8 protein-coding genes are annotated in these 11,746 nt (G+C 53.3%); 4 read left to right on the top strand and 4 right to left on the bottom strand.

Annotated elements, in window-relative coordinates:
• The 4 genes from PAT3040_RS02410 to PAT3040_RS02395 all read right to left on the bottom strand — a co-directional run.
• On the bottom strand, positions 1-2,707 hold a 2,707-nt coding region (locus PAT3040_RS02410), incomplete at its 3' end, for a right-handed parallel beta-helix repeat-containing protein (protein WP_181376406.1).
• A gap of 65 nt (positions 2,708-2,772) precedes the next feature.
• Complete coding sequence (locus PAT3040_RS02405) at positions 2,773-3,642, bottom strand: carbohydrate ABC transporter permease (protein WP_108991411.1); 870 nt, start codon at positions 3,640-3,642, stop codon at positions 2,773-2,775.
• A gap of 19 nt (positions 3,643-3,661) precedes the next feature.
• Complete coding sequence (locus tag PAT3040_RS02400; protein ID WP_108991410.1) at positions 3,662-4,561, bottom strand: ABC transporter permease; 900 nt, start codon at positions 4,559-4,561, stop codon at positions 3,662-3,664.
• Positions 4,562-4,656: 95 nt separating this feature from the next.
• Entirely contained in the window at positions 4,657-6,240 is a 1,584-nt protein-coding gene (locus PAT3040_RS02395; RefSeq protein ID WP_146200339.1) for an extracellular solute-binding protein, read from the bottom strand.
• Between the two features lie 338 nt (positions 6,241-6,578).
• On the opposite strand from PAT3040_RS02395, the gene PAT3040_RS02390 reads away from it, so the two are divergent.
• The 4 genes from PAT3040_RS02390 (at position 6,579) to PAT3040_RS02375 (ending at position 11,634) form a co-directional block, all read left to right on the top strand.
• Positions 6,579-8,915 carry a helix-turn-helix domain-containing protein gene (locus PAT3040_RS02390; RefSeq protein WP_108991408.1) on the top strand — a complete coding sequence of 779 codons (2,337 nt, stop codon included), beginning with the start codon at positions 6,579-6,581 and terminating at the stop codon, positions 8,913-8,915.
• A gap of 106 nt (positions 8,916-9,021) precedes the next feature.
• Entirely contained in the window at positions 9,022-9,321 is a 300-nt protein-coding gene (locus PAT3040_RS02385) for a hypothetical protein (RefSeq protein ID WP_087568749.1), read from the top strand.
• A 301-nt stretch (positions 9,322-9,622) separates the two neighbouring features.
• Entirely contained in the window at positions 9,623-10,531 is a 909-nt protein-coding gene (locus PAT3040_RS02380; protein WP_108991407.1) for an aldo/keto reductase, read from the top strand.
• Between the two features lie 140 nt (positions 10,532-10,671).
• Complete coding sequence (locus PAT3040_RS02375) at positions 10,672-11,634, top strand: alginate lyase family protein (RefSeq protein ID WP_108991406.1); 963 nt, start codon at positions 10,672-10,674, stop codon at positions 11,632-11,634.
• The last annotated feature ends 112 nt before the right edge of the window (positions 11,635-11,746 follow it).

Genomic DNA, 11,746 nt, shown 5'->3' with positions numbered 1-11,746 from the left:
TGCGGCCGCCGCTGCCGCTGTTTAGCCGATCGAACACGTAGAAGGTAGCCAGCTCGGGAATGACCGGCGGCGTCTTCAATTTGAAGGTTAGCTCGTAATTGCTGTATTCGTTCTCGTTCAGCGTCGTCGCGCCTTTAACCAGCTTATACATATGATTGCCGCCGTCCGTCTCCACGATGCTCCGATTGGGATCGCTCGGCCAGCTGTTCCTGCCGTTCTCGAATGTCGTAAAGTCCATGATGCCGTCGCCTACCTCTACCGTTACTTCAACGGTATCCAGCAGCTGCGCGTTGGCAGCCGAGGTCGCCGTTACGGTCGCGGTGCCGAGATTGACGCCCTTCAGCTTGCCGGCCGCATCCACCTTGACGATGGTCGGGTCGCTGGATTTGTAGATCAGTCCGTTGTTGGTCGCATTCCATGGCAAAACGGCGCCATACAAGGAATACGACTTGCCGATGCCGATCGTCACGCTGTCGTCGTACAGCACGACATCCTCGACAGGGATGTCATCAGGGGCCAGATACGGTCCCGTTTTGCCTACGATGCCCATCTCGTCGAACGGGATGTCCTGGAATCCCGGAAGCTGGCTGAACACCGCCGCGTCTTCCTTTAGATTCAGGTCGCCGCCGGCAAGATTTACAAAGCCCGGATCCTGCGTCGTCACCCAATTGTTGTCATATTGGACGAGATTCAAATTATCGTGAACGCCGTGCTGGTTCGTCAAGCTGCTAATCGTTTTCGTCGGGTTGTAGATTACATTGTTGTGGAATGTATTCGTGTCGGGATAATAACGATTCTCCGTGAAGAAGTCCGCCAGCTCGGGATATTTGGCCCCGTGCGGCATATTGACAAAGTTGTCGTAACGATCGAACAGATCATGCCATGGTCCCATGTAGTTCGTCGGAATTTGTTTCCCAGGCGCGTCTCCAAGATACAGGTCGGCATATTCGTAAGGCACTTTGGCGTCGATAAAGAGATTGTTCTTCGTCTTGATGTGAGCGCCGCCGTTGTTAAGAATAGCGGAGTTGCCCATCCGGTAGAAAATATTCTCCTCGATCGTGATGCCCATCGTAAAGTTATCCGGGTAGACGCCTTGCACGCCCGCCTTGCTCTCCCCGATGTGATGGAAGTAATTGCGCTTGATGACAGATCCTCTTTCCTGCGGAGCGGCCCCGAGGTTCATATAGATCGCTCCGAGATCGGAGAATGTTTTGCAGACGTCGTATATATTGTTGTATTCCACGGTATGGTCGTTGCCGAAGATGAGAATGCCTGGATGCGGGGCGTCGTGGATCTCGCTGTGGGATACGCGGTTGCCTGCTCCCGTCAAAATGACGGCTGGGTTATACGCTTTGTGGTAGTAGGCGAAGTCATGGATGTGGCTGTTTTCGACGACGTTGTTGCCTGGCGCTAAGGTGAGCCGGTCGCCGCCGTTCAAAATGACGCCCGTGCCGCCGACGTGGCGGATGTGCGTATTTACGACGGCATGGTTCTTGCCTGTCGCCGTCGCGAAGTCGTTGTACAGCCAGCGGCTTTGCGTATTGATGCGCACGCCGCCTTCTGTGAAGTTGCGAATCTCGCAATGGACGATCCGGACGTTGCTGCCGCCCATAATGACCGCGGCGGAATCCCGGCCGTTCTCCAGAATGAGATCCTCGAAGTTGATGTACGATGCGTTTACCGTATTGATCATCGGCGTCTTCAGCATGGATACCGTGAGCTCCGGCGAGGACTTGGCCTGAAAAGCCGCCGTTGGCATGAAGTAGAGAATGCCCGTGCTCCTGTCGATGTAATATTCGCCCGGCATATCGATCTCTTCCAGCAGGTTTTGCGCGAAGTGGAAGTCCGGATACCAGTTCTTGAACAAGCCGCTCATCTCGCCGTAAGCAAGCGTAATCGTTTTGTTCGTCGTGTCGATGGACGCGATCCGGTTATACGACCACTCCCAACTGTATCCGAAGATGCCGTCCAGCCAAATATCCTCCGCCTCCGTCCACAGATCCGGCCGCTCGTACGTATATTGGAACGTGCCGCCTCGCGTCTGGAGGTCGGGGTCGCGGCGCATCGGCCCGGGATCGATGATGTTGCCCATCTGCACCGTTCCGGCGTTCGGCCATCTCGCCAGCGTCATGCCTTGCCCTTCCACGTAAAGCTCCATGGGAGGCGTCAGGCTTACGTCATTGGCTAGATAATAGCCATGCCGGCTCATGAGGCCGTAGTCGGTAATGCCGTGCGCCGACAGATCCACCTGCAGCACCTTGCTTCGAGCCTCCGTGCTGATGATGCGATCCAATACTTCCTCGTTCGTTACCGGCGTGAACCAGCTCTTTTGCAAGGAGCTGCCGCCTGTCAGCCGCACCGACTCCCCGGGGTAAGCTTTGTACGTAATCGGTTTGTCCGCAGTCCCCGAATCTCCTTGCTCCAGCAGGAACGTGCCTGTCCGATAGTAGCTACCTCCGCGCAAATACACGGTCACGCCGCCTTCCGGCAGCCCGGAGTTTTGCTTCAGAGCCCGTATCGCGTCCCTCGCCTTTTCCAGCGTGAGGAACGGTTCCGTCTCCGTCCCTGTATTGGAATCGCTTCCATTTGTCGATACGTAAAAAGCGGCTCCCGTTGCTTCCAGCTCATTGGCCGTGACGGCCGTCATCGGAAAACAACCCGCCATAACAAAGATAGCCAGCAGAATCAGCATCGTTTTTCTTCTCATTCTTCAATTACGCCTCCCTATCAATCGTATCCGAGGGGAACCGCAGGGGTTCCCGCTCTCGATTTCTACCCTTTCACCGATCCGATCATCGTCCCCTTTTCGAAGTATTTCAACAGAAACGGATAAAGGACGAGCACCGGCAAGGAGCATACGATAACGGACGCCATCTTTAAACTTTCCGGAGCTGGCGGCGTCAAATTCGTTGCCGTAGTGAACGGATCCAGCTTGTTCTCGATCAGGATTTGCCTGACGACCTGCTGCAGCACGAACTTGGTCTGATCGGTGACATACAGCAAATTATCCATGAACGCGTTAATATGATGCACGAGCGACCATAGTCCGATCGTCACCATGACGGGAGCGGACAGCGGCAGCACAATGCGGAACAGAATACGCATATCCCGCGCTCCGTCGATCTTCGCCGCTTCGATCAGCGCATCGGGTATGGAGCGGAAGAAGCTCAGCATGACGAGCACCTGGAATGCGCTGGCCGCCGATGGCAGAACGTACACCCATAATGAATTCAAGAGATGCAATTCCTTCATTAACAAATAGTTAGGCACAATGCCGCCGTCGAAAATCATCGTGAAAAGAAGCAGCAGCACAAGCACGCGCTTCATCGGAAAATCGGGACGGGACAGCGGATAAGCGGCGCAGATCGTAACGATCAGCGTCAGGAACGTGCCAACCGCCATCCGGAACAACGTATTGCCGTAGCCGGACCAGATGAAGGGATAGTCCAGCAATTCCTTGTACGCTTGCCATTCGAAGTCGCGCGGATAGAAGTGAAAGCCGCTGCGCAGCGCTTCGCCACGTCCGCTGAAGGATACCGCGATAACATGGATGAAGGGATACACGACGACCAGCGCAAGCGCGGACAACGCGACATAGATGAAAATGGGACCGATGCGGTCCTGCCATTTGGATGAAATCATGATGTTGCACCTCCCGCTTCTACCATAATCCGTTCTCCCCCTTGCTCAGCTTCCGAATGGTCAGATTCGCGCCAAGAATGAGCAGAAGTCCAACCAGCGACTTGAACAAGCCGATCGCCGCCGTATAGCTGTACTGGAATTGCTGCAGACCGACCCGGTAGACATACGTATCGATGACGTCGCCCGTATCGACCACAACCGGATTTAGCAAGTTAATGATCTGCTCGAAGTTCGCGCTCAGGAAACCCCCGAGGCTTAAGATGAACATAATCGCGATCGTCGGCATGATGGACGGAATGTTGATCTTCCATATCCGCTGCCAGCGGTTCGCGCCGTCGATGACGGCCGACTCCTGCAGCTCGGGATTAATGCCCGCGAGCGCCGCGAAATAAATGATGGAGCCCCAGCCCAGATCCTTCAGGATTGCCGACACGACGACAATGGGGCGGAAATATTCTTTCTTGCCCATATAGAAGACGGGTTCTTGTCCGAACCAGCTTGCGATCTCGGCGACAACGCCCGAGGTCGGGGACAAGAAATAAATGACGAGACCCGACATAATGACCCACGAAACGAAGTGGGGCAGGTACATCGTCGTCTGGATAAACCGCTGGAAGTAACGCGAACGCACCTCGTTCAGCATCAGCGCAAGCACGATCGGCGCCGGGAACGCGAAGAGGAGCAGATACAGATTAAGCAGCAACGTATTTTTGAGAAGACGATAAAAGTCGCTATTTTGGAACAGCTCGTCGAAGTGTTGGAACCCCACCCACGGGCTCCCCCATATGCCGTCCACGACGCGGAAATCCTTGAAGGCGATCAATACGCCGTAGAGCGGACCATATTTAAATACGAAGAAGAATGCAAAGGCGAACAAAAACAACGCGAGCAGTTCGCCGTGTTTACGTATGGTTCTCATGCTCCACTTCCTTGATGGCCGGACCCTCGGCTCCGCAGAACTTAGCTATAGAGGTTGTTTAAGCATGCTTTCGCTGCGGAGCCGTAAATCCAGGTTTATTTTTGGAATTGCGCCTTGTACATCTCGTTTGCTTCTTTGGTCAGTTCATCGCCGCCTCTCGCCTTCCACTCCGCCACGAACTTGTCGAAGTCCTCCAGCGGAATCTCGCCGCTGATGATCTGGGCGAAGTACTTCTGCATAAGAGACGTAAGATCGGCCTTATATTTGCCATCCGACGGCAGTGCCGAGAAAAGCAGCGCATCCGTCAGATTCGGTGCGGAAGAATACGTTTTGATGGCTTCGTTAAGCGCCGGATTGGAATACTTCTCTCGATACGCCTGCGTCGTAATATTGCCCATCGAGAACAGTCGAACGCCGTCTTGATCCCGTTCTTCCTGCTTCTCGAAGCCTGGCAGGAATTTGGTCGCGCCAGAGGTCGCGCCGGCTGTCGCAAAGTCCCAGTGAACGCCCTTTTCTCCGAGCGTCGTCATATTGATCGTTTCTTCGTCGCTGCTCTGAGCGCGGAGAATTTCGAACAGCTTCTCCAGCTTCTCCGGCTGCTCTTGCACCTTGTTGCCGAAAACGACGAAGTTGCTTTTAACGCCCCAGTCCCAAGAGCCATGTCCGCCCGGACCAACCGGATTCTTGGCGAACACAAGCTCGGATTCCGGATTAAGAGACTTCATCTCCGTTACCGTGGCGGATTCGGGCAATGCTCCTTTGGCTATCTGCTCCTCAATGACGCCGATACGGCCGTTATAAAGCTTTTTGCGGTAAGAGTCCTGCGTATCGGTAATAAATTCAGGGTCGATGACGCCGTCCGCGAACCACTGGCGCAGCTTCGCGAGCGCCTCCTTTGTCTCGGGGGCAACGGAGCCGTTGATGATCTCGCCGTTTTTCTCATGCCACATCGTAGGTTCAACGCCGAATGCGCCAAAAAGGGAATAGAAGCCGGATGACCAGGTGGATGTCGCCGTACCCGTCAAGCCGTACGTATCCTTTTTGTTGTTGCCGTCCGGATCGTCTTTCGCGAAAGCGTATACGGCCTTCTCGAATTCCTCGAGCGTCTCGGGCGTCTTCGTGATCCCGACTTTGTCCAGCCAATCCTTGCGCCATAACATCGCAAGATCGTATGGCTTGAGATCGATGAACATGGGGATTGCCCATAGCTTCTCATCGAATGTTACCGTCTGGAACAGCTTGGCGTTTTTTTCGATATCCGCCGAATACTCCGGCATTTTCTCCTTCAGCATGGAAGGATCAATGCTCGACAGCACGCCTTGATTCTGGTAGGCCGACACGTTGGCGGGATCTCCCAACATAAAGATGTCGGGCACTTCTCCGGAAGCGATGCTGGCGTCGGTCACCTTGACCGGCTTGATTTTGACGTTATATTTCTCCTCCAGCCACTTCTCGACCTTCGTATTCTCGACTACGCCTGCCGCCTGGAAGTGAATGCCCCATGTAATCTCGATCGGTTCCGCCGGTTTCTCTGTTGCGCTAGGACTTGCGCTTGCATTCGTGTTCGGGCTTGAAGTTGCTTTCGTATTATTATGGTTTGAGTTAGCGCTGCAGCCGGCAAGCAAGCCCGCCGCCACGGTCGCCGCCAAAATGGCAGCGGTTGCTTTCTTTTGTTTCATGAGCATGATGTTTCTCCCCTTCATTTGTCGGTAGGTTGGACCCGCATCCTGCTTGTGGCACCCGGCCGGGATATGGGAGCGGTTACAACATTTACGATAGACGTCTCCGGCGAAAGACACAATCCTCTCTTTCGATTCTTTTTATGTTTTTGGCTTTTTGGCGTCATTTCGCTCGATTATGTTATTCGATTTTTTGTATGTTTTTCGCTATATGCCTTGCCCCATCTCAGCTCTGTGATATAATTCCTCTATTAAAGGTGGTTCAGACTCGTATTACAAGCGTTCGTTCTCGCCGTGATTTGTAAGCGCAACCAAATAGATAAGGGGGGCAAGTCAAGATGCTTAAGAACCTTTCGCTCAGACACCATACATTGTTCGTCAAGCTGTTGCTGTCCTTGACCGCCATTGCGGTCGTCACTGTCGTGCTCATCTCCACGGTGACCTATCGTATATCCGCCGACAACAACGTGCAGAATGCCATCGCCTACAACAGCTCCATCCTGGCGCAGCAGCAACAGCTTATCCATAAGGAATTGACAGCCATCAAATACGCTGCAGCCGGGATGATCGCAACCCAGTCCTACCTGTATCAGACAAAGACGAATAATCAACTGACTGTCGGATCGCTGATCGATCTGTCCAGCTTCGTCGTGCAGCAAAAATCGATGAGTCCTTACGTAGATTCCGTCTATCTTTATTACGATCCCATCGGACTGGTCCTTACTTCGCGGAACGAGATCAAAACATCGCCGATCGACACGTTCTCCGATCGTTCTTGGTTAGATGATTGGAAGCAGCCTACGGCGAACCGAACGCTTTGGCTGACGGGCCGCGAAAACGGCTTTAATGCCGAAAGTCCCGCTTCCAGCTTGCTGCAGAAGATGCCGCTGATCGGCCCTGTAAACGGGGCGATCGTCGTCAATCTGAAGCTGGATCTGCTATTCGACGACTATCTGAGCCATTATCATAACAAAAAAGGCACGACGCTCGTCCTGGGACCAAACTCCGAGCTTCTGTATTCGGATGCGGATGGCGATACGGGAGAATCGCTGCTTCGCAGCATCGACCTGTCCCAATTGACAAAAGGCAGCGACTCCTATATCGACAAAGAAACGGACCGAATCGTCTCGTATACAACATCGGAGCTGACCGGCTGGCGTTTCGTCGACATGACCGAACGGTCGGCCCTGCTGCATGGCATGAATCGAATTAAAATCATCGTTTTCGTCGTTGCCATCGTCTACCTGACGGCCGCAATCGCCCTTTCCTACTACATGTCGCGACGTCTGTACCGTCCTCTGCAAAGCGTCATCTCCTATATTGGAAGCGCGGAGCCCGATTCGAAGCAGCTCGCGAGCTTCGGTCAGCAAAATCCTCGCGATGAAGCCGGCTTCATCCGCCATCGGTTCGATCAGATGGTTCGGAGCTGGGAGACGCTCATGACGGAGAAACGTCAAGTCGATACGCTGCTCACGGACAATCGGACCGCAATAAAGGAGAAATATTTAAACGATTTGCTTCAAGGAGGAGGGGCGGACGAGGCTGCGGCACTGCTAGGGCTCCGGCTGGACTGGCGACGTTTCGCCGTATTGACGCTGGAGTTGGAAGAAACGCCTCATTTGAGCGGACCTGACGCCCACTTCCAGTTCCACCTGTTCCGTTATGGCATGATGGAAGAGCTTGCCTCCAGTCTCGACGGCGAAATATTTGCAAGAGACGATAAGCGAACGGTCATTCTGCTGTCCGTTCCGTCTGACGGAGATACTTATCCGGTGGAACAAGCGAACAAGCTAAAGCGTTCGTTACAAGAAAGCTTCGGCGTAACGGTATCCATCGGCGTTAGCCGAGTATACTCCGGCGAATCTGAGGCTCGAGTCGCTTACGAGGAAACATTGGAGGCGCTGCATCTAAAGATGTACATCGGCAAGGGCGAAGTTTTGCCTTACAGTATCGTCGGGGATTGGAAGACGAAGGACGAAATCTACTATTATCCTTACGAGTTGGAGGCGAAGCTGCAGCAGTCGCTGCTTCAGACGGACAAAGCAGCCAGCTTCGAGGCGATTCGCCAGATTACCCGTACCGCGATCGACAAAAAGCTGAGCAAGGCGAACATTCAGCAATTATATTTTCAACTAAGCGGCGAGCTTGTCAAGACGTTGATCCAAACGCGGGGCGATATGGCGGCCGTATTTGGAGAGCGGCCCGCTTATGCGGATGCGCTCGCCCGCGCGGAGACTCTCCCGGATATGGAAGCATGTCTGCTTGATATGTGTCAGCGCATTATCGACTATCATAAGGAGAAGCGCTCCCGCATGACGGACGTCACGCTTCAGCTTGCCACCAAATATATGGATGCCAATTATAACAATAATATATCCGTGGATACTGTGGCCGAACATGTGCAGCGAAGCTCCTCCTATCTCAGCCGCGTCTTTAAGGAAGCGACGGGGATGACCGTCGGGGATTATCTGATCCAGCTTCGAATCAAACGAGCTACGGAGCTATTGGAGAGCCAACAGCACTCCATCGAAGAGATTTGCGGAGAGATCGGATATGCCAATGTCAGCTATTTCAACAAAATATTCAAAACGCGAACGGGACTGACGCCCGGGCAATACCGCCAGCGACACTCGACGGACAAACGGCTTGCGGGCAGCAACGATGAGGCCAATTAAAGCGGATTTCATTCTCCTGTGATATGCGTCACAGCAATTTGTGTTATAGTGGTCTAGAGTAGATATATGCCTAGATAACAGGACAGGATGGAAAGGATGGTTTCGCATGCGCGAATGTTTGTTTTACTTTAAGTTCATTCAGGATGGGCAAACCAAAGAATACCGTACCGTCGCGATGGTTCCCGACGGCAAGACGCCGGACATCTCCGACTTCATACACTCGTTCAAGCAGCTCGGTTATACGGTTGAACTGGAGAACGAACGTGAATTGATCTTCCATTCGCTGGGCGGCGACAAGCCGTATAAGCTGGACATAACGAAGATTGAGCTCAAAGGTCAAGAGCACGAGGACGTCGCGCACGACGGCGAGCTTCGAGCGATTTTGAATCACCTTATTAAGCATTGACGGTTTTTTGTTGCCGCAGTTTTACCCTTTTTATAAAGAAGACATCGATCCTCGAATATTTGGATCGATGTCTTCTTTCGTTTTACATAAACGCAATCATCGCAGTTCCGGCGAGTTGTACGTTATTGTACAAATCGGACGAACTTGTATACCGGATGTTGCATTGCCCCCTTCGTTCTACGATACTTAAAGAGGACTTCCCTTTCGCTCCGGCCTACATGGCGGAGAAGATCGTGGAGCTGATGACGATGTCGACCGAGGTATTTCATGTGAAAACAAACTCTCAAGGAGGACGATAACAATGAAACAGAATCGACTTGGGTCATCGGACCTGCTGGTCAGCGAGATCGGACTTGGCTGCATGTCTCTCGGAACGGACGAGAAGCAGGCAACGGCTATTATAGACGAAGCGATCGAGCTCGGCGTCAATTTCCTGGACACAGCCGACCTCTACGATTCCGGGAGAAACGAAGAGATTGTCGGAAAGGCGATCAAGAACCGCCGTTCGGAAGTCATTGTAGGAACAAAAGTCGGCAATCGCCGGGTTCCCGGCAAGGACGGCTGGACCTGGGATGCATCCAAAGCCTACATCCTCTCGGCGGTCAAAGACAGTTTGAGAAGGCTTGGCACAGACTATATCGATCTGTATCAGCTTCATGGCGGGACCATCGACGATCCCATCGGGGAAACGATCGTAGCGTTCGAGGAGCTGAAGCAAGCAGGCCTTATTCGCCATTATGGCATCTCATCCATACGACCTAACGTCATAAGAGAATATGCCTCGCGCTCCGGCATTGTCAGCTTGATGAGCCAGTTCAGCCTGCTGGATCGTCGTCCGGAGGAAACGACACTGCCGCTGCTCGCGGACAGCGGAATCAGCATGATCGCGCGCGGCCCGCTTGCAAGCGGCATTCTCACGGACAATGGCAGCACGAAGGCGGAGCGCGGATATCTGGACTATTCGCCGGAGGAATTGGCCGGAGTTCGCGAAACACTGCTCGGACTGACCAACGAAGGAAGAACAATGGGGCAAACCGCGATTCGTTATGCTCTCTCCGCTCCCTCTGTCGCTGTCGCACTGACAGGCGCCAGCAGCGCTCACCAGCTTCGAATCAACGTCTCCGCGGCGGCCAGCCAACCATTAAACGATGCGGAGCTAAAAGCGCTGCGTTCGGCGACGAAGCCGAATACGTACCGCGATCATCGTTAATACGGAGTAATTCTGCCTCCATAACCGCAATGCAACGATAGTTTATCGCAACCGGAGATTAGCGCTTCGAACTATAATAAAATCGTTATGATTTACATAAAGACGATCCCTTGGGGGCTCTCCGAAAGGATGACATTGCGATGAAGGCTAATACTACCGCGGCAGAAAGGCTGATCGAGCTTGCGAACGAAAGTCTATCCGTATCCAGCCACGCCGTTGCAGTCTGGCATATTCCAGGTTTCTACTACGACAAGGAAGGCCATCAAGCCGCCAAACGGCTCATGGAAGCGGATGCTCAAGCCGCCTTTGCGACGGCAACAGCTTACCGATTGACCGGAGAATCCGTATACGCGGACAAGGCAGCCGAGCTTATCGACGGCTGGTCATCCGTCAATGTAGGTTTTGCCGACAACGACGGCCCGCTCGTATCGGCTTATCTTGGCACCGGCCTCATTTTGGCAGCCCAGCGAATCCGACATTACGAGGGCTGGAGCGCGGAGCGCAGAGAACGTTTCATCCAATGGATAACAACCGTCTGTCTGCCAGCCTGGGACGGTATCCCCGGACGCAATAATTGGTGGAGCTGGAGCTTGTACGCCCAGCTATGCACTTATCGTTTTATCAATGACAGTGATGCTATACATTCGGAAGCCATCCACCTTAAGAAGCATATCGACGAGTCGCTGGACTTGTCGGGCTTTATCCCGGAGGAGACGGTACGAGGAACAAACGGCATGTGGTATCATTACTTCTCTCTTGCCCCGCTGACGGCTGCCGCCAAAATCGTGCTGGAAGAGACCGGCGAGGATTTATTCCGCTGGGTTTCCCCCTCTGGCAAAAGTCTAAAAAAAGCGCTCGATACTTTGCTTTATTACATAGACGGCCGCGCGGATGAGTGGCCTTTCGAGAAGGATCAAAATGTGCCGAAACCGCTGTCAGCCTATACTTGGCCGCTCGACATGTACGAGGGTTTAACACATCTATATGGGGATCCCGCCTACGAGAGGTTCGTTGCTCCGCATCGCCCCGTCGCGAGTCACATCAATGCCAGCAGCGGCTACTTTCAGTCCTATTCCTGGTGTTTCCCGGAGCTGGATAGATAAGCTTTAATTGTTCCGTCACTAACAGACTTCACCTTCAAGAGGATCTCTGCCGCTGTTATCACCAACCAGGCACTGGTCGAATATCCTGCTAATGCGATAACAGCATGAGGAG

The sequence above is a fragment of the Paenibacillus agaridevorans genome (assembly GCF_003112455.1).
In the GTDB taxonomy this organism is placed as follows: Bacteria; Bacillota; Bacilli; order Paenibacillales; family Paenibacillaceae; genus Pristimantibacillus; species Pristimantibacillus agaridevorans.
Note: the sequence above shows the minus strand (reverse complement) of the source record. Positions and strands in the feature narration are given on the sequence as shown.

Excerpts from the sequence above, each read along its gene's own strand:
- PAT3040_RS02375 (WP_108991406.1), top strand. The coding sequence starts at position 10,672 with ATGAAGGCTAATACTACCGCGGCAGAAAGGCTGATCGAGCTTGCGAAC.
- PAT3040_RS02400 (WP_108991410.1), bottom strand. The coding sequence starts at position 4,561 with ATGAGAACCATACGTAAACACGGCGAACTGCTCGCGTTGTTTTTGTTC.
- PAT3040_RS02405 (WP_108991411.1), bottom strand. The coding sequence starts at position 3,642 with ATGATTTCATCCAAATGGCAGGACCGCATCGGTCCCATTTTCATCTAT.
- PAT3040_RS02395 (WP_146200339.1), bottom strand. The coding sequence starts at position 6,240 with ATGAAACAAAAGAAAGCAACCGCTGCCATTTTGGCGGCGACCGTGGCG.
- PAT3040_RS02380 (WP_108991407.1), top strand. The coding sequence starts at position 9,623 with ATGAAACAGAATCGACTTGGGTCATCGGACCTGCTGGTCAGCGAGATC.
- PAT3040_RS02385 (WP_087568749.1), top strand. The coding sequence starts at position 9,022 with ATGCGCGAATGTTTGTTTTACTTTAAGTTCATTCAGGATGGGCAAACC.
- PAT3040_RS02390 (WP_108991408.1), top strand. The coding sequence starts at position 6,579 with ATGCTTAAGAACCTTTCGCTCAGACACCATACATTGTTCGTCAAGCTG.